We start from the raw sequence: 23,790 nt of genomic DNA, 5'->3' as shown, positions 1-23,790 counted from the left end.
TCGCTTACATAAGATTTTAATACATTTACTTAATATACATAAAGAGACACCTACTTGAAAACAAAAATAACACTATTAGGCCTTTTCCTTATCTTTTTAATAGGTTGTAAAGGAGAGGAACGAAACAAAGCAGATATGGATGCGAAGGTAGAATCTGATAGCATTTCTGAAAATAATATTTCTTTAGATTCCATTCTAGGTGAAGAGAGTATAGAGCTCAATCTCGAGCAGGCAAATAAACTTGCTGCTTTACCACTAGCCTGTATAAATACAGAATATCCTAACAAATTAGGGCAAACTTTAGGAGGAAAACAAGATCTTAAATCGCCAAAAGAGCTGCATCCTGCTTTTTATGGATGTTTTGATTGGCATTCTTCTGTTCATGCACAATGGACACTAGTAAAATTGTTGAAGCAATTTCCTAAACTTGAAAAAGCAGAGGAGATCAAGGCGAGATTAGAAGAGACACTATCTAAAGAAAATATTGCTGCAGAGGTGAGTTATTTTAAAACTGAAAATAATAAGGATTACGAACGTACTTATGGTTGGGCTTGGTTACTTAAATTATCTCAAGAGCTTCAAACCTGGGATTCTGATCTAGGTGAAGAGTTATCTGGAAACTTAAAACCATTAACCGACCTTATGGTTGCTAATTTTACAGAATTTCTTCCGAAGCTAATTTATCCAATTCGCGTTGGAGAACATACTAATACTGCCTTCGCATTAAGTTTCGCTTATGATTATGCTGAAGCTGTGAAGAATTCGGAATTTCAAGAATTAATTGAAACCAGAGCAAAAGAATTTTATTTAAAAGATGATAACTGCCCTATTACCTGGGAACCAAGCGGATTTGATTTTTTATCTCCTTGTTTACAAGAAATAGATATTATGCGAAAGGTATTGCCTAAAGCTGCATTTCCATTATGGATGGATGATTTTATGCCAGAACTACGAAATAAAGATTTTGATATAGCTGTTGGAAAAGTATCTGATAGAACCGATGGGAAGTTGGTGCATCTAGATGGACTCAATTTTAGTAGAGCATGGGTGTTCTACGGACTTGCTAATAAATATCCAGAGAAATATTCCCACTTAAGAGCAATAGCAGATCAACATGTAGCGAAATCGTTCCCAAATTTGGTGGGAGATAGTTACGAAGGAGGTCATTGGTTAGGTAGTTTTGCATTATATGCCCTGCAGGAATCTAAGGTGCAAAAGTGAAAAATTGGTTTAAAAATGTAGGTCCGGGAGTATTGGTTTCGGCTGCATTTATTGGTCCAGGAACCGTGACCGTATGTACACTTGCTGGTGTAAACTTTCAATTTGCTTTATTATGGGCCTTGTTATTATCCATAATATCTTGTATAGTTCTTCAGGAAATGGCCGCAAGATTGGGATTAGTTTCACAATTTGGCCTAAGTGAAAGTATAAGGAAAGAAATCCAGAATCCAATTTTAAGAGGTTTAGCCATTATGTTAGTGCTTTCTGCTATTGTAATTGGAAATGCTGCTTACGAAGCCGGAAATATTACAGGTGCAGTATTAGGTATTACTGCAGTTACACCTCCTTTAGAATTTCAAATTGGTTCTACATTCAGTCTTAATATTTGGAGTATTGTAATAGGAGCAATCGCTTTTATTTTGCTTTTTATTGGCAATTATAAAATTTTGGAACGTGTATTTATTGCACTAGTTGCTTTAATGAGTATCTCGTTTATCATCACCGCCTTTCTTACTAAACCAGATTTTTCAGCTATTTTAGAGGGACTTTTGATTCCAAAAATTGGTGCCGATGGAATTTTAACGGTTATAGCCTTAGTGGGAACCACGGTGGTTCCTTATAATTTATTTTTACATGCCTCACTTGTTAGTGAGAAATGGAAAGATCCCTCCAAGCTTAAAACCGCTAGAAAGGAACTTACTGCTGCCATTATCTTAGGAGGTATCGTTTCTATGGCGATAGTAATATGTGCTGCCGCTCCCAACCTTACAAATGTCACCTCTGCGGCAGATCTAGCAGTAGGATTAAATCCTTTATTTGGAGAATATGCAACTTGGTTTATAGCCTTAGGTTTACTGGCTGCGGGGATTACTTCTTCTATCACAGCACCTTTAGCCGCTGCTTATGTTGTAAAAGGATGTTTTGGATGGGAGGGAGGTTTAAAATCAAGAAAATTTAAAGCTGTTTGGATGAGTATTCTTGTTATGGGTGTCTTTTTCTCATCTTTGAAGTTAAAGCCTATAGAGATTATTAGGTTTGCTCAAATAGCCAATGGATTACTCTTACCTATCATTGCGATCTTCCTTTTTTGGATTGTTAATAAAACTTCGGTAATGGGTGTATATAAGAATTCTATATTTCAAAATATTTTAGGTGCCGTAATTATTGTAATTTCTATATTTCTGGGTGCTAAATCTATTTATTCAGTACTTCAGAATTTCTAAAAATAATCTATGAAAACAATTCATATTAACTGCGATCTTGGTGAGGGCGGGAAATATGATGCGCAATTAATGCCTCATATTTCGGCTTGTAATATTGCCTGTGGAGGACACGCAGGAGATGTTGAAACGATGCAGAAAACAGTCTCTTTAGCTATACAAAATAATGTAGAAATTGGAGCCCATCCTTCTTATCCAGATGTAGAAAATTTCGGAAGAAAATCTTTAGATATCTCAGATTACGAACTTAAAAGATCTATCCAAGAACAAGTTTTTTCTCTTCTTGAAATCGTGAAAAAACAAGGTAAAAAATTATCCCATATTAAAGCTCATGGAGCACTTTATAATGATGCCGCTAGAGATGAAAAAATTGCCCTTATATTTATAAATTCTATCTTAGAATCTAAGTTGAATCTGCCTCTTTATGTACCAGAAAATTCTCTGATTTCCAAGCTTGCAAATGGAAAAATTCCAATGCTTTTTGAAGGCTTTGCAGACAGGAATTATAACTTAGATTTTAGTCTTGTTTCTAGAGAAAAAACCAATGCCTTGATCACTCAAAAAGAAGCGGTTTTTTTACATCTTTTTTCTATGTTTTCTAAGGGTGAAATAGTCTGTGTAAACAACCTTAAAATTCCGTCTAATGCAGTCACATTTTGTCTTCATAGTGACACGCCAAATTCCGTAGAGATTCTTCAATTTTTAGCTGAAAAATTTAATGATTTGAATATTCAAATAGCGAATGGATGAAGCACAAATATCCGCAAATAAAACCGATGGGAGATAGGGCTATTTTGATAGATTTTGAGCCAGAAATTAATGAAATTATTCTTGAAAAGCTCTTGAAGATTAAAGAAATTATTGAAAATGAGTTGTTTGAAGAGAAGATTGAGGTAATTAATACATATCACTCATTATTAATTATTTACCCTTCAACTATAGAAAACCTCTATGATAAAATTTTAACATTTAGAAGCCTTGTTTCCGAGGCTAATATAGCTAAAAATTTTAACTCTCAAATTCATCATGTTCCCGTGTGTTATGATGAGGAATTTGGGTTAGATCTTGAGCTTATAGCCAAGGATAAAAAGATAGAAATTTCAGATATAATCACGCTTCATACTGCTCCCATCTATACGATATATTTTATTGGTTTTTTACCTGGATTTCTATACTTGGGTGGCCTAGATAATAGGCTTGAAATTTCTAGAAGATCTAGCCCTAGAATGAAGGTAGAAAAAGGAGCTGTTGGGATTGGAGAAAAACAGACAGGGATTTATCCAAAATCAAGTCCAGGAGGATGGCAAATAATAGGAAATTCACCACTGATATTTTTTGATAAAAACACCATTCCTCCTTGTGTTTTTTCACCTGGTGATAAAGTGAAATTTCATTCTGTTTCTAAGTCCGAATATTTTCAAATTTCGAGACAAATTAAAGAAGGTAAATTTCAACTTAAAACAGAAAAATATCATGGGTGAGATCGAAGTTTTACATCCAGGTTTATACTCTTCAATTCAGGATTTAGGCAGAACTAATTTTCGAAAATATGGGGTGCCTCAAAGTGGGGCTATGGATTCTTATTCGGCAAAAATGTCAAACCTAATTTTGTCTAATGCAGAGAGTTTTCCCGTTTTAGAAATTACCCAATTAGGTCCTAAATTAAAATTTTCTGAACCCATACAGATTTCTATTTGTGGTGCATATTTAGAGCCTAAGATCAATGGAGATTTAGTTTTAAATAACAAAGTTCTTTCTATCGAAAAGGAAGATGTTTTGTCTTTTGGAAAAAGACTAAATGGATGTAGAGCATATATTGCTATTGCGGGTGGTTTTATTGTAGAAAAATTTCTGGGTAGCTTTAGCTGGTATAATGGAATTAGCGAAATGGAAGTACTCGATAAAGGCAGTAGGCTAAAATATTCCACGCAAGAATCTAAAACATACTTATTAAATGCATCTATAAAAGTGGATGACATTTATCAAACAAATAAAATTGTTCCAGTTTACCCAGGACCCGAATATGAATTGTTATCATCTTTCCAGAAAAAGTTTCTTCTGGAAACTTCCTTCCATTTGGATATCAATAATAATAGAATGGCGATTCAGCTAAAGGAAGCCTTGATAAATAAATTACATCCAATTATAACTGGACCAGTTTTACCAGGCACGGTACAATTAACTCCATCTGGAAAGATGATCGTTTTAATGCGAGATTGCCAAACTACTGGAGGTTATCCAAGGATCTTGCAACTAAGTGAAGATGGAATAAATACAATTTCCCAAAAAGTTGTAGGAGATATGCTGAGATTTAGATTACTCGAAATAAAATGAAATTTTATACGTTAGAGTAATACTACAAGGTTAAAAGATAAAAAGTGTCAATTAATCGTGGTTCACAGATTTAAAGCCCTACCTAAAAATCTAATCTCACTCTTAACGACACTTTTTGTAACCTTAACTAACTAAGTTGAATTTTTATATGCTCAAAAATATATTGGGCTAAGATTTTAAACAAGGGGGTTTTTCCCTTTTTTTTTAGGTTATACTTTTCAATTCAATATCCTAATTAAAAATTCAGCCTTCATTTAAAATTGGCACAAAAAAGGTGTCGTGTTTGTGTTTTCGATTTCTTTTTAGCCCCACCTAATTAAAAATCACACATCCCACGACACTTCTTTTTCTTAACTCAACTTAGTTATTATTTCTACTCAAAAATACTTCTGCATTTCAAACATCACAAGGGGGTTTTTCCCTTTTTTTATTTTATTTGTCTTATAGGAGATAATTCTTTTAGCGGAGATATTACTATAAACGAAAAAGTGCCGGGAATGCATTTCTGAATAATTAGAAGCCCTACCTAATAATTATTCACACATTTCGACACTTTATTTTGTTTCATCCTAACTTTTACATCAAGTAGAATAATAAATCAAATTTATATAATAGGTTAAATGTTCTCAAGGGGATTTTTCCCCTTTTTTTGAATTTAAAAAAATATGTTAAAGAAAAATTCTACTTTTAACAAAATGTTTGGTTATAACTTAATAATATTAAAACTAATAGTATGGGTAGAAAAGTTACAGTTGCAAAAGCTAAGAAGCTTCAGAAGAAATGGTGGGATACTAGATTAAATGTTACTACAAATGGAGAAACACACGAAGATACTTGCCAATTCCATTTCACAGTGGAAGAGCTTCAAAATTATCTGGATGAAGTAAAAACAAAATCCTTAGAACAAGGTGTGGATAGTCCAGGAATAAACATTTGGTTTGGTGCTTATGATGAAACAGCAGATAAACCAAGTTTAGCTACTGTGTTTTTAGCAGCGACCAAAAGAATAAAGTCCGAAAATTCTGAGTTGGAATTCGACGATGTTGCGAATGACGAGATAGAACCATTTAATAATGGCGCTGGTTTATGGCCTCCATTAGGATACTAATAGTGACAAATTACATATGCTGGATTTTATAATAGATAATAAAATTTATGTTACTTATATTTTTGAATTTATTGCAGCTGTTAGTGGCAGTTACTATTTAATTAAAACTCCAAGAGTTAGAAAGGAAATTATATATTTCTCATGGTTTTTATGGTTTGTACTTCTAGTAGATCTCAGTGGTTTATACGCTTTATGGGCCTATTTTGATGATTATAGGACCTTTCCTTTTTTGGAAAATTCATTATTTACTCGAAATGTATGGTTGTATAATTGGCTTAATCTTATAAGTAGTATATTTTATAGCTTTCTTTTTATCAAGCAGATTAAAAAATTAAAGATCAAGAGAATTTTAAAATATACTCTGTTTGGTTTTATAATTTTAGGGATTTTCAAACTCACAAGTTCAGATCAATTATTTTACAAGTATGATATGTCTGTTCGATTAGTGGGAGTATTGTTACTAATAATTGCTATTGGTATTTATTATTATGAATTGCTTATGAGTGATCAAATTTTGGATATAAAAAGGAATTTACTTTTTTATATCTCTGTAGGTGTTTTTATTTGGCATTTGTGTGTATCTCCAATTGATATTTACAGCACTTATTTTTCTATAGAAAATCGTGACTTTATTTTTATGCATGCAGCTATTCTTAGGTATTGTAATATTTTTATGTATGGCATATTTTCCTTTGGATTTATCTATTGCGCAGGTAAAACTCGTCTTGCCATATCTAGATTAGAGAAGAGTGATTTATAAGCAAGAGCGTTAGAAGTTTTGAGTGTTTAAACATAAATAATCAATTAAAAAATAAGTTGAGATACCTTAACACTGCTAGTAATGTATAGCAGATTTTAAGGATAATTCTGGTTCTTTGCTACTTCAAGAAATTAAAGATTATTTTTAATAAATGCTTGATTTTAGAATTTAAGAAGAATATTTTCTTTTATATTTCTATTGATTGGTCTAATTTTTTGGCATCTATGCGTACCACCTATTCATATTTATAGTGCTTATTTTTCTATTGAGAATTTAGATTTTATCAAAACTCAAGCTGTTATTTTAAGGTATTGTAATGCTTTTATGTATAGCATGTTCACCATTGGTTTTATTTATTGTGCAAAAAGAAACTCCAGTTTAAATATGAAAAGTATTTCTTATCGGAAAATCTAAAAACCATTATATTCTCCCTTTGCTAAATTCTTAATTTCAATAAATTTCTCGTAAACTTGTGTTAAATTAACTGGATTACATGTTAGCTAAGGAGGAACTGTTATTAATTGTTTATTTTATAGTGGTTATTTTATTGTTGACCAGTTTTGCTATAATCTTCTTTATTACTTTCCAAAAACGAAAGAACACCTTACTTTATGAGAAATTTGAAGCTGAAAAACGTTTCGAAAATGAATTGGCACAGTCTAAAATTGAAATACAAGAACAAACTTTAAAGAATGTAAGTTGGGAGTTACATGATAATATTGGGCAATTGCTTTCAGTTGCTAACATGCAACTCAATATTCTTACTGGAACTGTGCACGAGGATGCAAAGCAATCTGTAAAAGATGTTAAGGAAGTTGTAGCAAATTCATTACAGGAAGTAAGATCACTTTCTAAATCTTTAAATAATGAAGTTGTAGGATATGCTGGAATAGAAGCATCCATTAAAAATGAATTATTAAGATTTCAGCGTCTAAATAATATAGAGACAGACCTAATAAGTACAGGAGAAAGTATAGAAATTATAAATAAAGATTCTATCATTCTATTTAGGATCATTCAGGAGTTTTTCTCTAATATTATAAAGCATGCAAATGCTTCTAAGATAGAAGTACTTATCAATTATCTCCCAGAAGAAATACACATTGATATAAAGGATAATGGGAAAGGTTTTAATGTGGATGAAGTAACCAAAAGTTCAGGTTTAATTAATATGGAGAGCCGTGCTTCCCTAATTAATACAAGTATATTAATTCACTCAATTCCAGACAAGGGAACATCCCTGTCATTAAAATATCCAATAAAAGTCTCTCCCTATGAAAAAGACGATATTAATAGTTGATGATCACACTTTATTTGCGCAATCTTTACAGGGTCTTGTAAATTCTTTTCAAGAATATGAGGTAATTAAAGTTTTAAAGAATGGGCAAGAACTTGTAGATTATTTTAACTCAAATAATAAACGACCTGATATCATCTTATTAGATATTCGTATGCCAATTATGGATGGGGTTGCAACCATGTCTTGGTTAAAGGATCAATTTCCAGAACAAAAGACCTTGGCACTAACCATGGAGCACGATGAGGAGATCATTATTAAAATGGTTCGAGCAGGATGTAGGGGATATTTACTTAAAGATATAGAGCCAGAAGAATTTTTATATGCTTTAGAATCTGTTTCTACTAGCGGCTATTATTTTAGTCAGGAGATAGAAGATGTTCTAGATCATCCCGGCACTAAAAATTATGGGAATCTCAGTAATCGAGAAATGGAATTTTTAAACTATGCTTGTTCAGAAAAAACATATAAAGAGGTTGCAGAAGAAATGAATCTAAGCCCAAAAACGATTGATGGCTATCGTGAAAGCCTATTTTCTAAACTTCAAGTAAAAAGTAGAGTAGGAATGGTACTTTTTGCTGTAAAGAATAATATTGTTAAGATTTAAATTTTTTAATTGCTAACCTCTTAAAGGTCAAAGATTCTTGACTTTATTTTCAATGGACTTTAATTTATGAGTTCTATGGTTTTTATTATTCCATTAAGATTCTTCGCACTACTTAGCATAATATTAAATTCTGCTTCATTTACTCAATACTAAATTCATGTTATTCATTTCACATTGAATGATTTCCGCAGTATATTCGCTTAAAATTAAATATATAAGCAGTGTTAGATTCAGCCACTATAGAATTAAGAAATTTAAGAGTTAAAGATTACGTTGAGTTTAAAAAATCCATGGTGCAGGTATATAGTGCAATGTCCAATTCCTATTGGAGCAAAGCAGATATTTCTACCCTGGTAAAGAAGTTTCCCGATGGGCAGTTCTGTATTGTGATTGATGGGAAAATTGCAGGATGTGCTTTATCTATGATAGTAGATTACGATAAGTATGACGACGATCATAAATACAATGATATTATTGGAGGTCATGAATTTGCAAATCATACTGAAGATGGAGATGTGCTTTATGGGATAGATGTATTTATTCTTCCTGATTATCGCGGAATGAGGCTGGGACGTAGATTGTACGAAGCGCGGAAAGAACTCTGTGAGCAACTCAATCTAAAATCCATCATCTTTGGCGGAAGAATTCCAAATTATGGAGAATATGCTGAAACGCTGACCCCAAAAAAATATATAGATAAAGTGAAACTTAAGGAGATTCATGATCCTGTGCTTTCATTTCAGTTATCTAATGATTTCCACGTTAAAAAAGTGATCAAAGGATATTTACCAGGAGATCATGAAAGTATGGAATTTGCGACTTTAATGGAGTGGCATAACATTTACTATACAAAGCCGCAAAAGTTAATTAACACCCAGAAAAAGGTTGTACGACTAGGTTTAGTGCAATGGCAAATGCGATTGTTCAAGGATTATGACTCCTTAGTAGAACAAATCGAATTTTTCGTAGATGCTGTAAGTGATTATCAATCCGATTTTATTTTGTTTCCAGAGTTATTTAATGCCCCTTTAATGGCGCAGTTCAATCATTTAAATGAAGCCGAGGCCATTCGTGGACTTTCCAGCTATACAGATAGATTACTTGAAACTTTTAGGAGTTTTGCAATAAATTATAATATCAATATTATTACCGGAAGCATGCCACAAGTGGTGGGAGAACACATGCATAATGTTGGTTTTCTATGCCGAAGAGATGGTAGTGTAGAACGATACGAGAAACTGCATATTACTCCTGCTGAAGAATCTGCTTGGGGAATAAAAGGAGGTACTCAACTAAAAACATTTGATACTGATTGTGGTAAGATCGGAGTTCTTATTTGTTATGATGTAGAATTCCCGGAATTGCCTAGATTATTGGCAGAAGATGGAATGAAGATCCTGTTTGTTCCGTTTATGACTGATACCCAGAATGGATATTCCAGAGTAAGAATATGTGCTCAGGCCAGAGCTGTAGAAAATGAATGTTATGTTGCTGTTGCTGGATCTGTAGGAAACTTGCCGAAGGTTAATAACATGGATATTCAGTATTCACAATCGGCTGTATTTACCCCTTCAGACTTTGCATTTCCGGTTAACGGGATTAAAGCTGAAGCTACTCCGAATACCGAAAGCACCTTGCTTGTAGATGTAGATTTGGACTTACTAAAAGAACTGCACAGTTTCGGAAGTGTAAGAAACATGAAGGATAGACGATTAGATCTTTATTCTTTAAAAAGAAAAAACATTAGTATCTCTAAATAGTCAAACTAATTTAGTTACACTATATCCCAAAAGGGAGCATCGTTAGATGCTCCCTTTTTTTTGTTCTCTTAATTCAGAGAAAATATCAATAATGATTCTGCAGTAATAAGATTTGTAACTTCTTACGATTCCTCTATATATAATTGAAACCTTAAATTTTGGTCTCTTACAGACGGTTGGTGACATAAAACTTGATTTCATCAGCTATCGTAAAATAGATTGTATTATATGACTGATAATCAATAAGTTGAAATTTCAATTCTTCTTTTGAAATTAATTTTCGTCTAGGGCAATATATATTCTTCTTTCCTTAAGAAACTACTTTTAAGAAATATTTAGATTGATACATAACGATGGATAATAAGTATAGTCAAATTTTAACCCAAAACGATTCTAATCCTGCAGCTCAGGCCATGTTACATGCCATCGGGTTAACCAAAGAAGACTTTAAAAAGCCTTTTGTAGGGATTGCTAGTACAGGTTATGAAGGAAATCCTTGTAATATGCATCTTAACGACCTAGCCAAATTGGTTAAAGAAGGTTGTAATTCCAATAAAATGGTAGGTCTTATCTTCAATACCATTGGAGTAAGTGATGGAATTTCTATGGGTACCCCAGGAATGAGATATTCCTTGCCTTCACGAGACCTTATTGCCGACTCTATGGAAACCGTAGTGCAGGCAATGTCGTACGATGCAATGATCACGGTGGTAGGCTGCGATAAGAATATGCCCGGAGCCTTGATGGCGATGTTGCGAGTTAACCGCCCGGCAATTTTGGTATATGGTGGCACTATAGCTTCCGGATGTCATAATGGTGAAAAACTGGATGTAGTTTCAGCATTTGAAGCCTGGGGAGCAAAGGTTGCTGGAGATATTAGCGATGAGGATTATGATAGTGTAATCGAGAAAGCATGTCCGGGAGCTGGAGCTTGTGGCGGAATGTATACTGCAAATACGATGGCTTCTACTATTGAAGCTTTGGGAATGGCGCTGCCTTACAACTCATCTAATCCTGCTATTGGCAATGAAAAGAAAAGTGAAAGTGTAGAAGCCGGTAAGGCAATACGTTTATTAATAGAAAAGGATATAAAACCAAAGGATATAGTTACAAGGAAATCTATGGAAAATGCCATAAGATTACTTACTGTACTTGGAGGTTCTACCAATGCGGTGCTGCATTATTTAGCAATAGCGAAAGCAGCAGAAGTAGATTTTGGAATGGACGATTTTGAGAAAATATGTGATTCCACTCCTTTTTTAGCAGATCTAAAACCTAGTGGAAAATATCTTATGGAAGATGTACACAGGGTTGGAGGGATCCCTGCCGTTCTTAAATATATGCTGAAAGAAGGAATGCTTCATGGGGATTGCTTAACAGTAACAGGAAAAACATTGGCTGAAAATCTGGAGAATGTTCCAGATTTAGAGGGGGGACAAGATGTAATTCACCCACTTAACAATCCTATTAAGAAATCCGGACACATCCGCATTCTGTACGGCAATTTAGCAACAGAAGGTTCTGTAGCCAAGATCACAGGAAAAGAAGGTTTAAAATTTAAAGGCAAAGCAAAGGTTTATAATTCTGAATATGAAGCCAACGATGGAATTTCAGAAGGAAAAGTAAGCAAAGGAGATGTAATAGTGATTCGTTTTGAGGGCCCAAAAGGTGGACCTGGGATGCCAGAAATGCTTAAACCTACCGCAGCAATAATGGGAGCGAAATTAGGAAAAGACGTTGCCCTTATAACAGATGGTAGATTTTCCGGAGGGACTCATGGGTTTGTGGTAGGCCACATTACTCCTGAAGCTCAGGAAGGTGGATTAATCGCATTCCTTAAGGATGGAGATGAGATCACTATAAATGCCGAAAATAATACTATTAGCGTGGCCTTAAGTGATTCAGAAATAGAAAACAGGAGAAAAAATTGGGAGGCACCGCCACTTAAATTCAATAAAGGAGTGCTTTATAAATATGCAAAAACAGTTTCCTCTGCCTCACATGGATGTGTTACAGACGAATTTTAATTAGTTGAATTATGGAAGTTAAAACAGCCAAAAAGGAGAAGATAATCAAACAAGCTCCCACAACGGTTTCTGGAGCAGAAGCTGTGATAAAATGTTTGTTGGAAGAGGGAATAGATACTATATATGGTTATCCCGGTGGAGCGATCATGCCGGTCTATGACGAGTTGTATAAGTATCAGGATAAAATTCATCATGTCCTTACAAGACATGAGCAAGGGGCAACCCATGCAGCTCAGGGCTATGCAAGAGTATCTGGAAAGGTAGGTGTATGTATCGCCACTTCGGGTCCAGGCGCAACTAATTTGGTGACGGGAATTGCCGATGCGCAGATAGATTCTACGCCTATAGTATGTATTACAGGACAGGTAGGTTCTCATTTACTGGGGAGTGATGCATTTCAGGAGACAGATATCGTAGGGATCTCCACCCCGGTGACTAAATGGAATTATCAAGTAACAAAAGCAGAAGAGATTCCGGAAGTATTGGCAAAGGCATTTTACATTGCCAGATCTGGACGACCAGGACCTGTATTGATTGATATCACCAAAGATGCTCAGTTTGCAAGCTTGGAGTTTAATTATAAAAAATGTACTGGAATTAGAAGTTACAAACCTTTTCCAAAAGTAAATCTTTCGGAAATAGAACGAGCGGCCGAGTTAATTAATTCAGCAAAAAAACCGATGATCGTTTTTGGTCAGGGAGTTATTTTAGGAGGGGCAGAAGCTTTATTACAACATGTGGTGGAAAAAGCTGGAGTTCCTTCGGCATGGACTATTCTTGGTCTTTCCGCGATGGCTACAGATCATCCTTTAAATGTGGGAATGGTTGGCATGCACGGGAATTATGGACCAAATGTTCTAACTAATGAATGCGATGTCCTGATAGCTATTGGGATGCGTTTTGACGATAGGGTTACCGGAAATCTTGAGCATTATGCCAAACAAGCAAAGGTGATCCATTTTGAAATAGATCCGGCCGAGATCGATAAAAATGTAAAAGCAGAGGTTGCCGTATTGGGAGATGTAAAAGAAACCTTGCAATTGTTACTAGGATTTTTAAAGTCGAAGAATCATGATACCTGGCATCAGAAATTCAAAGATCTATACAAAATTGAATATGATAAGATCATTAATAATGAATTGAACGGGAAAGAAGGGAAACTGGGAATGGCTGAGGTTATAGATGAAATAAACACATCCTCTAAGGGAGATGCTATTATAGTTTCAGATGTTGGCCAACACCAAATGGTAGCTTGCAGATATGCAAAATTCAACAAGACTAGAAGTAATGTTACTTCAGGGGGCTTAGGCACTATGGGTTTTGCCTTACCAGCAGCTATTGGTGCAAAAATGGGAATGCCGGAGAGACAAGTTGTGGCAATTATTGGTGATGGTGGATATCAAATGACCATCCAGGAATTGGGAACCATCTTTCAAACAAAAGTTCCCGTGAAAATTGTAGTGCTTAACAACGGTTTTCTAGGGATGGTTAGGCAATGGCAACAAATGTTTTTTGATAAGCGCTATGCCAGCACAGAGTTAATAAATCCAGATTTTGTGGCAATAGCTAAAGGTTATTTTATAAAAGCTAAAAAAGTTACTGAACGTAGCGAGTTACAAGCGGCAATTAAAGAAATGATGGATTCTCCGGAAGCATATTTCTTAGAGGTAAAAGTAGAACAAGAAGAAAATGTATTTCCTATGATCCCAACAGGAGCTTCAGTTTCAGACATAAGATTAGAATAATGGAAAAGAAAAATTATACAGTTTCCATCTATACGGAAAACAACATAGGATTATTGAGCAGGATCGCAGCTATCTTCTTGAAAAGACATATCAATATAGAAAGCATCACAGCTTCTAAAAGTGAAGTGAATGAGGTGATGCGATTTATTATCGTAGTAGAGGTTACAGAGGAACAAGTGAAAAAAATTGCCGGACAGATAGAGAAACAAATTGAAGTTATTCGCGCTTATTATCATACAGATGAAGAGCTGATCTTTCAGGAAACAGCACTTTATAAGGTGAATTCAGCCGAATTTGTTGAAGACCTAACTATTCAGGATTTCATAAAAGAGACCAATGCACGGATAGTTACGGTGACGCCAAAATTCTTTGTTATTGAGAAAACAGGCAAACGCCACGAAATAGATAATTTATACGATAAATTAAAACCCTATGGATTGATGCAGTTTGTTCGCTCCGGAAAAATTGCAGTATCTAAAAATGAAATGCCAATCTCTAGTATTCTTGAAGATTTTAATACCATAAATATAAACTCATGACAAATTATTTTAATAGCCTTTCCTTAAGAGATCAATTAGCCCAATTGGGGACTTGCAGATTTATGCAAAGTGAGGAATTTAGCGAAGGAATTAATGTTTTAAAAAATAAAAAAATAGTAATAGTTGGTTGTGGGGCTCAAGGTTTAAACCAAGGTTTGAACATGCGCGACAGCGGGCTAGATATCACCTATGCTTTAAGAGAAGATGCTATAAAGGATGAAAGACAATCTTTTAAGAACGCTTCTTCAAACAATTTTAAGGTGGGCACCTACGAAGAATTTATTCCATCTGCAGACCTAGTAATAAATTTAACTCCAGATAAGCAACATACTTCTGTTATAAAGAAAATAGTGCCGCTTATTAAAAAAGGAGCTGCTTTGTCCTATTCTCATGGTTTCAATATTGTGGAAGAAGGAATGAAGATTCGTGAAGATATTACCGTAATAATGGTGGCACCTAAATGTCCAGGCTCTGAAGTGAGAGAAGAATATAAAAGAGGCTTTGGAGTTCCTACCCTAATAGCCGTTCATCCGGAGAACGATCCTGAAGGAAAAGGATACGATTGGGCAAAAGCATATGCCTTTGCAACAGGAGGTCATAGGGCAGGAGTGTTGGACTCCTCTTTTGTTGCTGAAGTAAAATCGGATCTAATGGGGGAACAAACTATTTTATGTGGTGTGCTCCAAACCGGATCTATCTTAAGTTTTGATAAAATGGTAGCTGAAGGAGTGGAACCTGCATATGCAGCAAAATTAATTCAGTATGGTTGGGAAACCATTACAGAAGCCTTGAAGCATGGAGGGATCACCAATATGATGGATAGACTTTCCAATCCGGCGAAAATCAAAGCAGCGGAAATATCTGAAGAACTAAAAACGATCATGCGTCCTCTTTTTCAAAAACATATGGACGATATTATTTCCGGGGCATTTAGTACCAGAATGATGAAAGATTGGGACAACGACGATAAGGAATTATTAGAATGGCGAGCAGCTACTGAAAACACCGCTTTCGAAAAAACAGATGCAACTGCGGAAGAAATCTCTGAGCAGGAATATTTTGACAAAGGACTCTTATTGGTTGCATTTGTGAAGTCTGGTGTAGAGTTAGCTTTTGAAACTATGGTAGAAGCCGGAATAATTGCGGAATCTGCATATTATGAATCTTTGCACGAAACTCCACTAATTGCGAATACCATAGCCCGTAAAAAACTTTACGAGATGAACAGAATTATATCTGATACTGCTGAATATGGGTGTTATCTTTTCGATCATTCCTGTAAGCCATTGATCAAAGATTACATCAACAATCTGGAATCTGGATTAATAGGAAAAGCCTATGGGACAAAGGATTCTGGAGTAGATAATAAAAAATTGATCAAAGTGAATGCTTCAATAAGAAAGCATCCGGTGGAAATTATAGGTGAAGAGTTGAGAGAGGCCATGACCGAAATGAAAAAAATACACGTGTAATGAGCAGTTCCTTAGTTAAAAAAGAGATATATATTCCAAAAATGGAGGCCGTGAAGCAAGCTGCAGAACGCATCTCAAAAGTCGCGATCAAGACTCCATTAGCTCCATCTTTTACGTATAGTAAAAGGTATGAAGCCAATGTTATGTTTAAAAGAGAAGATTTGCAACAGGTTAGATCCTATAAAATTCGTGGGGCTTATAATAAGATCTCGAGCTTAACTAAGGATCAATTATGCAAAGGAGTGATTTGTGCAAGTGCAGGTAATCATGCGCAGGGCGTGGCATTTGCTTGTAATAAGCTAGAGGTGAAAGGGGTTATTTTTATGCCTATAACCACACCCAAACAAAAGGTGGAGCAAACAAGAATGTTTGGCGGAGTATGGGTTGAGGTAGTCTTGAATGGTGACACTTTTGATGATTCTTATAAAAGTGCTATAAAATACGGGGAGAAGAATAAAAATGTGTTTATACATCCTTTTGATGATGAAAAAGTAATAGAAGGACAAGCTACAATAGGCTTGGAAATCTTAAATCAGGCCGAGGGCCCGATAGATTATGTTTTCGCTCCTCTTGGAGGAGGAGGTTTACTTGCCGGCTTATCTTCGGTCTTTAAGCAACTATCACCTAATACGAAAATTATAGGAGTAGAACCAAAAGGAGCACCTTCAATGAGCGCTTCCCTAAAAATGGGTGAGCTTATAGAGCTTAAGGAGATAGATAGGTTTGTAGATGGAGCTGCTGTGCAAAAAGTTGGAGTTAGAAATTTCGAATTATGCAAGAATTTTCTGGATGATATGATCACTGTGCCGGAAGGTAAAATATGCCAAACTATCCTTGATCTTTATAATCAGGATGCTATTGTTGTGGAGCCTGCAGGAGCGATGTCTATTACCGCATTAGATACTTTTGCTGAAGAGATTAAAGGGAAAAATGTGGTTTGTGTAGTAAGTGGAAGTAATAACGACATTACCCGAACTGCTGAAATAAAAGAAAAAGCCTTATTATATGCTGGCCTTAAACATTATTTTATAGTGCCTTTCCCACAACGCGCGGGAGCATTAAAGCAATTCGTAGCAAAAGTTCTTGGACCAGACGACGATATTACACATTTTGAATATTCTAAAAAACACCACAGGGAGAATGCACCTGCGGTTGTGGGAATAGAACTTAAAGATCCCAAAGACTTTGCCCCATTGGTAGAACGTATGAAGGAGTATAAATTTTACGGACAATATTTAAATGATAATCCAGATTTATTTCAATTTTTAATATAATTAAATAGGTGCCTATAAAATTTTGTCTATTTTTACCACGTGATTTCAACTACAGAAATAATAATATTCAATTTGCGCTATAGGCCCCGCTTCAGTCGGTAGGCTGCGCATTCCCTTTTATTAATATTATTTTTTACCTTTTACAATTTTGAAAACCACATTCTCCATATATACTTTAAATATTTTCAGAAACAATTCTGAAAATTCTCCCGTGCGCAGTTTTCCCCGCCGCCTTGTGCGTATATAATTTTATGGAACTTAGGTGAGTCCGGTTCTTCCTTCAAAAATATCAAAACTTTATTTATTCAAACTTTAAACTTTTAGCAGATGAAAATACTCATTGCTAATAAATCTCATGCAAAATATGCGGAGATCATTTGTGAAACTATAGCAGAATCAGCTAAAGTAAGAGGCACGGGCATAGCCCGAAGAACTCCGGAATATGTTATCACCAAAATGGAGAATGGCAACGCTATTATTGCATTAGATGGAGACAAATTTGCAGGATTCTGTTACATCGAGGTATGGGGACACGATAAGTTTGTCGCCAATTCCGGTCTTATTGTGAATCCTGATTATAGAAATCGGGGATTGGCAAAAGATATTAAGAAAGCCATTTTCGAGCATTCAAAAAATAAATTCCCGGGAGCTAAGATCTTTGGAATAACTACAGGTCTTGCGGTAATGAAGATCAATTACGAATTGGGATATCAACCTGTTCCCTTTTCTGAGCTTACCGATGATGAAAGTTTTTGGAAAGGCTGCCAGACATGTAAAAATTACGATATTCTTACTCGTACAGAGCGTAAAATGTGCCTTTGTACCGGCATGATGTACGATCCTAATAAGAAGAAAAATGAAAAGCCAAGACATGAAACCTTCAATGAAAAAACCTATAGGAGGTTAAAGAATATTAAGCAAACGCTTTTCTATAAAAAGGATAAAGCTAAAAAGGAATAAAAATTATAGTTCAGGATCATCCTAAGTATATACCAAACTTCGACAGGCTCAGTTTGACAAATCAAAAAATATAGGTCATCCTGTTCCGATAGCTATCGGAATTGTCGAAGAATCTTAGTATTAAAAGCTAGAATAAATTTGAACGCAATCGGAATGGATTGACTAAGAAGATTAAAAATTAAAATATGAAAAAAATAGTAATAGCATATAGCGGAGGTTTAGATACTTCCTATTGTGCGAAGTATTTATCTCAGGAAGAAAATACAGAGATACACGCGGTAAGTGTGAATACCGGCGGATTTTCTGAAGAGGAAATTAAAGAGATAGGTGAGAAAGCAGTAAAGATGGGAGCAAAATCCTATAAGAATATCAATGCGATTTCAACATTTTATAATAAAGTAGTAAAGTATCTAATTTTCGGGAATGTTCTTAAAAACAATACCTACCCTTTATCTGTAAGTGCTGAACGTATTATACAAGCCATTGAGATCGTGAATTACGCGAAGAAAATTGGAGCCAATGCCATTGCACACGGAAGTACTGGTGCGGGTAATGACCAGGTAAGATTTGATATGATCTTTCAAATATTAGCTCCAGAGATAGAAATTATTACTCCTATTAGAGATAAGCAATTAACCAGGCAAGAGGAAATAGAATATCTTAAATCCCATGGGGTAGATATGAACTGGGAAAAAGCAAAATACTCAGTAAATAAAGGGCTTTGGGGAACAAGTGTTGGAGGTGCCGAAACGCTTACTTCAAACAAATCATTACCAGAAGCTGCTTTTCCATCTCAACTTACGGAAACGGAGCATAAACAAATTAGTCTTAGCTTTAAGAAAGGAGAATTAAGTGCGATGAATGGCAAAGAAGATTCTCCGGAAAACATCATAGAGACCTTAGAAGAGCTGGCATCTAAATATGCTATTGGAAGAGATATTCACGTGGGCGATACCATTATTGGAATAAAAGGAAGAGTGGGTTTTGAGGCAGCATCGGCTACGATCATTTTAAAAGCACACCATTTATTAGAGAAACACAACTTAAGTAAATGGCAATTACAACATAAAGATTATATAGCCAATTGGTATGGAACACATTTGCACGAAGGCCAATATCTGGATCCTGTAATGCGAGATTTTGAAGCTTTTTTACAAAGTTCTCAGGAACAAGTTACCGGGACCGTATCTATAAGTTTACATCCCTATAGATTTACCCTTAATGGCATAGAATCTAAGTTTGATCTTATGAATAATGGATTTGGGAAATATGGGGAGGAGAATACAGCTTGGACTGCAAACGATGCAAAAGGCTTTATAAAGATCCTGTCTAATTCAGGAAAGATCCATCAACACGTAAAAAATCAAGCATGATAAAAGCAGGAATAATTGGAGGTGCCGGATACACGGCCGGGGAATTACTCAGGATCCTATTAAGACATCCGGATGTTAGCTTAGATTTTGTTTACAGCACTTCTCAAGCGGGTTCAAAGGTTTCAGCTATACATCAAGACCTATTAGGAGAAACAGCGCTTAAATTTAGCGGTAGCATCAATCCTGATGTAGATGTTGTGTTCTTGTGTTTAGGACATGGAAATTCGATTGAATTTTTAAAAAACAACCCATTTTCAAAACATACAAAGATCATAGATCTTAGTACAGATTATAGAATGCATTCCCAGGATCATTCCTTTGTTTATGGCTTGCCGGAATTTAAGAAAGAAGAGATCAAAAAGGCACAATTCATAGCCAACCCAGGGTGTTTTGCTACCGCCATTAGTTTAGCAGTTCTTCCATTGGCAGGGGAAAAGTTGCTTAAAGATGAGTTGCACATAAATGCAGTAACCGGAGCAACCGGTGCAGGGACCTCACTTTCTGCCACCTCACATTTTACTTGGCGGGACAATAACTTTTCGGCATATAAGGAATTTGAACATCAGCATTTAAATGAGATAGGTCAGAGCATCCAAATGCTTCAGCCAAACTTTGATTCTGAGGTAAATTTTATTCCGAACAGGGGGAATTTTTCCAGAGGGATATTTGCAACTACTTACACCAATTTTGATGGAAACCTGGAAGATGCAAAAGCTTTATATGACACCTATTATAAAGATGCTGCATTCACATTTGTGATAGAGGAAGAGGTTCATCTGAAACAAGTGGTGAACACCAATAAGTGCTTGATAAATCTTCAGAAGTATAAGAGTAAATTATTGATAACGAGTGCTATAGATAATTTATTAAAAGGAGCTTCCGGCCAGGCAGTGCAAAACATGAATTTAATGTTCGGATTTCCTGAAGACCAGGGACTCCGGTTAAAAGCCAGTTATTTCTAGAATTTAAGCGTACGCAAAGTGTATTGCGATAAAAACAAATAATATGAAAGTAGCAATTATTGGAACGGGTAATCTTGGGAAATCTATAGCAAAAGGGCTGATCGTAAAAAATGCGATTACCACGCTGTACCTTTCAAGAAGAAAGCTTGAAAGCATTAGGGATCTCGAGGAATATTCAGGAGTGAAATTGACCTCAGATAATAAGGAAGCAGTTCAAAATTCAGATGTGATCATTTTTGCAGTACAGCCTTTACAACTAGAAGCCATTCTGCATGAAGTAAAAGATTCGTTGACAGAAAAGCACATTTTGATATCTACGGCTACGGGTTTTAAAATTCCAAGGATCGAAGAAATAGTAGGGGAAGATCAATTCATAATTCGGGCAATGCCTAACACTGCGATCGCAGTTGGGAAATCGATGACCTGCCTTTGCAGCAATGTAAAAGGGGAAAAACGAATTGCAATTGCAGAAGCTATTTTTAACAGACTTGGAACAAGTGTAATTATTCCGGAATCCAATATGCAGGCTGCAACTGTGATTTGTGCCAGTGGAATTGCATTTTGGATGCGTTTGATACGAGCAACCACCCAAGGTGCTGTACAACTAGGTTTCGATGCTAAAGAGGCACAAGAGCTTTCTATGCAAACCTGTTTAGGTGCTGCAAGTCTCTTGATAGAATCAGGGAATCATCCTGAAGAAGAAATAGATAAGGTTACTACGCCCCGGGGTTGCACTATTGAAGGTTTGAATGAAATGGAGCACGGAGGCTTAAGTTCTTCGCTCATCAAAGGAATTCAGGCATCATTTAAAAAAATTAATTCAATTTCAAAAACATAAATATGGAGTTATTTGATGTTTACCCTTTATATGATATTACTCCGGTAAAAGGAGAAGGCTGTTTTGTATATGATGAAAAGGGGACAAAGTATTTAGATCTATATGGAGGACATGCCGTGATCTCTATAGGTCATTCTCATCCTCATTATGTAGAAAAGCTGGCAGCACAATTAAAGCAATTGGGGTTTTACTCGAATTCAATAAAAAATCCTTTACAGGAAGAATTGGCCAAAAAGTTGAAAAAAGCGGCGAATATTACAGATTATAGTCTGTTTTTGTGCAATTCGGGGGCAGAAGCGAACGAAAATGCTTTAAAACTTGCATCCTTCCACACAGGAAAAAGCAATGTGATCTATTTTGAAAATGCTTTCCACGGAAGAACCTCTGCTGCGGTTGCAGTAACAGATAATGAAGGGATCAAAGCACCTTTAAATAAAGCACAGAGCGTATGTAAACTTGCTTTCGAAGATGTTTCTGTGCTGGAAGAGGAATTGAAAAAGGGAGAAACTGCTGCAGTGATCATTGAATTTATTCAGGGAGTCGGAGGATTGGATGAAGCCAGTACCAAGTTTTATCAGAAAACAGCAGCTTTATGTGAACAATATAATGCGGTATTAATTGCAGATGAGGTTCAAGCGGGATACGGTAGAACAGGTGATTTCTTCGCCTATCAAAAACATAAGATTCGGCCAGGTATTATTTCTATAGCCAAAGGCATGGGAAATGGCTTTCCAATTGGTGGGATCTTGATAGATAGTTCTATTCCTGCGAAACATGGAATGTTAGGAACCACTTTTGGAGGGAATCATTTGGCTTGTGCTGCCGGAATTGCAGTATTGGAGGTGATTGAAAAAGAGCAGCTCATGGACAACGCAAAAAAGATGTTTGAATTTGTTCAGCAAGAAGTGGCAAAGATCCCTCAGGTAAAAAAGCTGAAAGGAAGAGGGTTAATGTTGGGCTTGGAGTTCGATTTTGAGATCGCTGCTCTTAGAAAATCGCTTCTTTTTAACCAACACATATTTACCGGTGCTGCGTCCAACAAAAAATTGCTTAGAATTTTACCACCATTAAATATAGAGCAAAAACATTTTGAAAGCTTCTTTGAAGCTCTAAAAATTGAATTGAAAAATTATTAAATTGAAACTGATTGTCTGTTTTTGTTCCGGTAGCTTAGGAGTTTAAATGTTTCAATTTTTGTCTCCCTGAGCGGAGTCGAAAGGTAATTAAAACAGTATCACGACTTCAGCCTGTATTGAGCGAAGTCGAAATGCTCGATATCACTTTTAGAACAATTGAATCTTAGCTCCTTAGTATTTAGGAAAGCTGACATAAGAAACATATAAGAATGAAGAATTACATCGATTTATCAGATATAGAGGATCTACCAGCTTTGCTGGAGGACGCATTAAAACTTAAAAATAATAATTCCAATCCCGAACTGGGAAAAGGAAAGACCTTGGGCATGCTATTTTTTAACCCGAGTTTGAGAACCCGACTTAGTACAGAAAAGGCTGCTAAATTGTTGGGAATGGAAGTCATGGTTATGAATATTAATAGTGACGGCTGGGCTTTGGAATTTGAAGATGGGCAGGTAATGGATTCTAATAAGGCTGAACATATTAAAGAAGCTGCCGCAGTGCTTTCTCAATATTGCGATATCATTGCGGTACGTGCATTCCCGGAATTAAAGGATAAAGAAAGAGATAATGCAGAATTGGTGATGAATGGTTTTAAGAAGTATGCCTCAGTGCCTATTTTAAATCTGGAAAGTGCTACGGGTCATCCGTTACAGGCGCTTACAGATGCCCTCACTATCATAGAGCTTAAGACTGTGAAACGTCCTAAGGTAGTTCTAACATGGGCTCCGCACCCTAAAGCATTGCCACATGCTGTACCTAATTCTTTTGTGCAGATGATGCAAAAAATGGATGTTGAGCTATGCATTGCGAATCCTGAAGGCAATGATTTGAATTCTGAGATCACTAATAATACTAAGGTTTTTCATGATCAGGATGAAGCATTAAAGAATGCAGATTTTGTGTATGTGAAGAACTGGAGTAGTTATGAAAATTATGGGGAAGTGCTTAAAACGGATGAAGACTGGACTTTTAATCAAGAGAAATTACGAGGTACAAACAATGCAAAAGTGATGCACTGTTTACCGGTAAGAAGAAATGTAGTAATAGCAGATGACGTGCTGGACAGTGAAAATTCTGTTGTGATCCATCAGGCAAATAACCGAACTTTTGCTGCCCAGGCAGTATTGAGAAAATTATTGAAGGGCTAAGAATTA

21 protein-coding genes are annotated in these 23,790 nt (G+C 35.7%); all 21 read left to right on the top strand.

All coding sequences use genetic code 11. The features are described from left to right. Nucleotides 1-54: 54 nt before the first annotated feature. Nucleotides 55-1,221, top strand: a complete 1,167-nt coding sequence (locus BC962_RS12115; RefSeq protein ID WP_245984179.1) for a DUF2891 domain-containing protein — start codon at nt 55-57, stop codon at nt 1,219-1,221. Then, nucleotides 1,218-2,444: an Nramp family divalent metal transporter gene (locus BC962_RS12110; protein WP_121346289.1), complete on the top strand. Its 1,227-nt coding sequence runs from the start codon at nt 1,218-1,220 to the stop codon at nt 2,442-2,444. Before BC962_RS12115 ends, BC962_RS12110 begins: the two co-directional genes overlap by 4 nt. A 9-nt stretch (nt 2,445-2,453) precedes the next feature. Beyond that, nucleotides 2,454-3,191, top strand: coding sequence for a 5-oxoprolinase subunit PxpA (gene pxpA / locus BC962_RS12105; RefSeq protein ID WP_121346288.1), 738 nt, complete (start codon nt 2,454-2,456; stop codon nt 3,189-3,191). Continuing rightward, nucleotides 3,188-3,922, top strand: coding sequence for a 5-oxoprolinase subunit PxpB (pxpB, locus tag BC962_RS12100; protein WP_121346287.1), 735 nt, complete (start codon nt 3,188-3,190; stop codon nt 3,920-3,922). Before pxpA ends, pxpB begins: the two co-directional genes overlap by 4 nt. Then, nucleotides 3,915-4,775 (top strand): 5-oxoprolinase subunit C family protein, encoded by an 861-nt coding sequence (locus BC962_RS12095; RefSeq protein ID WP_121346286.1) that lies wholly within the window; start codon nt 3,915-3,917, stop codon nt 4,773-4,775. Before pxpB ends, BC962_RS12095 begins: the two co-directional genes overlap by 8 nt. Before the next feature lie 733 nt (nt 4,776-5,508). After that, nucleotides 5,509-5,883, top strand: a complete 375-nt coding sequence (locus BC962_RS12090) for a hypothetical protein (RefSeq protein WP_121346285.1) — start codon at nt 5,509-5,511, stop codon at nt 5,881-5,883. Between the two features lie 16 nt (nt 5,884-5,899). Beyond that, on the top strand, nt 5,900-6,643 hold the full coding sequence (locus tag BC962_RS12085; protein ID WP_121346284.1) for a hypothetical protein: 744 nt from the start codon (nt 5,900-5,902) through the stop codon (nt 6,641-6,643). Between the two features lie 493 nt (nt 6,644-7,136). Beyond that, nucleotides 7,137-7,943, top strand: coding sequence for a sensor histidine kinase (locus BC962_RS12080; RefSeq protein ID WP_121346283.1), 807 nt, complete (start codon nt 7,137-7,139; stop codon nt 7,941-7,943). Then, nucleotides 7,918-8,547, top strand: coding sequence for a response regulator transcription factor (locus tag BC962_RS12075; protein ID WP_121346282.1), 630 nt, complete (start codon nt 7,918-7,920; stop codon nt 8,545-8,547). The genes BC962_RS12080 and BC962_RS12075 overlap by 26 nt, the downstream gene beginning before the upstream one ends. Before the next feature lie 221 nt (nt 8,548-8,768). Continuing rightward, the gene (locus BC962_RS12070) at nt 8,769-10,307 is read left to right on the top strand and encodes a carbon-nitrogen hydrolase family protein (RefSeq protein WP_183075507.1); all 1,539 of its coding nucleotides are present in this window, start codon (nt 8,769-8,771) and stop codon (nt 10,305-10,307) included. Nucleotides 10,308-10,660: 353 nt separating this feature from the next. Then, nucleotides 10,661-12,334 carry a dihydroxy-acid dehydratase gene (ilvD, locus tag BC962_RS12065; protein WP_121346281.1) on the top strand — a complete coding sequence of 558 codons (1,674 nt, stop codon included), beginning with the start codon at nt 10,661-10,663 and terminating at the stop codon, nt 12,332-12,334. An 11-nt stretch (nt 12,335-12,345) separates the two neighbouring features. Then, entirely contained in the window at nt 12,346-14,079 is a 1,734-nt protein-coding gene (ilvB, locus tag BC962_RS12060; RefSeq protein ID WP_121346280.1) for a biosynthetic-type acetolactate synthase large subunit, read from the top strand. Beyond that, a complete protein-coding gene (ilvN, locus tag BC962_RS12055; protein ID WP_121346279.1) occupies nt 14,079-14,618 on the top strand; it encodes an acetolactate synthase small subunit in 540 nt (179 codons plus the stop codon). Before ilvB ends, ilvN begins: the two co-directional genes overlap by 1 nt. Then, entirely contained in the window at nt 14,615-16,090 is a 1,476-nt protein-coding gene (gene ilvC, locus BC962_RS12050; RefSeq protein WP_121346278.1) for a ketol-acid reductoisomerase, read from the top strand. The genes ilvN and ilvC overlap by 4 nt, the downstream gene beginning before the upstream one ends. Further along, nucleotides 16,090-17,364 carry a threonine ammonia-lyase IlvA gene (gene ilvA, locus BC962_RS12045; protein ID WP_121346277.1) on the top strand — a complete coding sequence of 425 codons (1,275 nt, stop codon included), beginning with the start codon at nt 16,090-16,092 and terminating at the stop codon, nt 17,362-17,364. The genes ilvC and ilvA overlap by 1 nt, the downstream gene beginning before the upstream one ends. Before the next feature lie 327 nt (nt 17,365-17,691). Beyond that, the gene (locus BC962_RS12040; RefSeq protein WP_121346276.1) at nt 17,692-18,324 is read left to right on the top strand and encodes a GNAT family N-acetyltransferase; all 633 of its coding nucleotides are present in this window, start codon (nt 17,692-17,694) and stop codon (nt 18,322-18,324) included. 185 nt (nt 18,325-18,509) lie between these two features. Further along, on the top strand, nt 18,510-19,697 hold the full coding sequence (locus BC962_RS12035) for an argininosuccinate synthase (RefSeq protein ID WP_121346275.1): 1,188 nt from the start codon (nt 18,510-18,512) through the stop codon (nt 19,695-19,697). Then, the gene (argC, locus tag BC962_RS12030) at nt 19,694-20,659 is read left to right on the top strand and encodes an N-acetyl-gamma-glutamyl-phosphate reductase (RefSeq protein WP_121346274.1); all 966 of its coding nucleotides are present in this window, start codon (nt 19,694-19,696) and stop codon (nt 20,657-20,659) included. The genes BC962_RS12035 and argC overlap by 4 nt, the downstream gene beginning before the upstream one ends. 43 nt (nt 20,660-20,702) lie before the next feature. After that, nucleotides 20,703-21,497 (top strand): pyrroline-5-carboxylate reductase, encoded by a 795-nt coding sequence (proC, locus tag BC962_RS12025; RefSeq protein ID WP_121346273.1) that lies wholly within the window; start codon nt 20,703-20,705, stop codon nt 21,495-21,497. A 2-nt stretch (nt 21,498-21,499) separates the two neighbouring features. Next, nucleotides 21,500-22,633 carry an aspartate aminotransferase family protein gene (locus BC962_RS12020; RefSeq protein WP_121346272.1) on the top strand — a complete coding sequence of 378 codons (1,134 nt, stop codon included), beginning with the start codon at nt 21,500-21,502 and terminating at the stop codon, nt 22,631-22,633. Between the two features lie 209 nt (nt 22,634-22,842). Further along, nucleotides 22,843-23,784, top strand: a complete 942-nt coding sequence (locus tag BC962_RS12015) for an N-acetylornithine carbamoyltransferase (protein ID WP_121346271.1) — start codon at nt 22,843-22,845, stop codon at nt 23,782-23,784. Nucleotides 23,785-23,790 lie beyond the last annotated feature (6 nt).

The sequence above is a fragment of the Gillisia mitskevichiae genome (assembly GCF_003634585.1).
In the GTDB taxonomy this organism is placed as follows: Bacteria; Bacteroidota; Bacteroidia; order Flavobacteriales; family Flavobacteriaceae; genus Gillisia; species Gillisia mitskevichiae.
The sequence above is the reverse complement of the archived record's forward strand: the minus strand, read 5'-3'. Positions and strand labels throughout refer to the sequence as shown.

Bases quoted from the DNA above. Each gene is read 5' to 3' on its own strand.
- pxpA (WP_121346288.1), top strand. From the start codon at position 2,454: ATGAAAACAATTCATATTAACTGCGATCTTGGTGAGGGCGGGAAATAT.
- pxpB (WP_121346287.1), top strand. From the start codon at position 3,188: ATGAAGCACAAATATCCGCAAATAAAACCGATGGGAGATAGGGCTATT.
- BC962_RS12095 (WP_121346286.1), top strand. From the start codon at position 3,915: ATGGGTGAGATCGAAGTTTTACATCCAGGTTTATACTCTTCAATTCAG.
- BC962_RS12090 (WP_121346285.1), top strand. From the start codon at position 5,509: ATGGGTAGAAAAGTTACAGTTGCAAAAGCTAAGAAGCTTCAGAAGAAA.
- BC962_RS12085 (WP_121346284.1), top strand. From the start codon at position 5,900: ATGCTGGATTTTATAATAGATAATAAAATTTATGTTACTTATATTTTT.
- BC962_RS12080 (WP_121346283.1), top strand. From the start codon at position 7,137: ATGTTAGCTAAGGAGGAACTGTTATTAATTGTTTATTTTATAGTGGTT.
- BC962_RS12075 (WP_121346282.1), top strand. From the start codon at position 7,918: ATGAAAAAGACGATATTAATAGTTGATGATCACACTTTATTTGCGCAA.
- ilvD (WP_121346281.1), top strand. From the start codon at position 10,661: ATGGATAATAAGTATAGTCAAATTTTAACCCAAAACGATTCTAATCCT.
- ilvB (WP_121346280.1), top strand. From the start codon at position 12,346: ATGGAAGTTAAAACAGCCAAAAAGGAGAAGATAATCAAACAAGCTCCC.
- ilvN (WP_121346279.1), top strand. From the start codon at position 14,079: ATGGAAAAGAAAAATTATACAGTTTCCATCTATACGGAAAACAACATA.
- ilvC (WP_121346278.1), top strand. From the start codon at position 14,615: ATGACAAATTATTTTAATAGCCTTTCCTTAAGAGATCAATTAGCCCAA.
- ilvA (WP_121346277.1), top strand. From the start codon at position 16,090: ATGAGCAGTTCCTTAGTTAAAAAAGAGATATATATTCCAAAAATGGAG.
- BC962_RS12040 (WP_121346276.1), top strand. From the start codon at position 17,692: ATGAAAATACTCATTGCTAATAAATCTCATGCAAAATATGCGGAGATC.
- BC962_RS12035 (WP_121346275.1), top strand. From the start codon at position 18,510: ATGAAAAAAATAGTAATAGCATATAGCGGAGGTTTAGATACTTCCTAT.
- argC (WP_121346274.1), top strand. From the start codon at position 19,694: ATGATAAAAGCAGGAATAATTGGAGGTGCCGGATACACGGCCGGGGAA.
- proC (WP_121346273.1), top strand. From the start codon at position 20,703: ATGAAAGTAGCAATTATTGGAACGGGTAATCTTGGGAAATCTATAGCA.
- BC962_RS12020 (WP_121346272.1), top strand. From the start codon at position 21,500: ATGGAGTTATTTGATGTTTACCCTTTATATGATATTACTCCGGTAAAA.
- BC962_RS12015 (WP_121346271.1), top strand. From the start codon at position 22,843: ATGAAGAATTACATCGATTTATCAGATATAGAGGATCTACCAGCTTTG.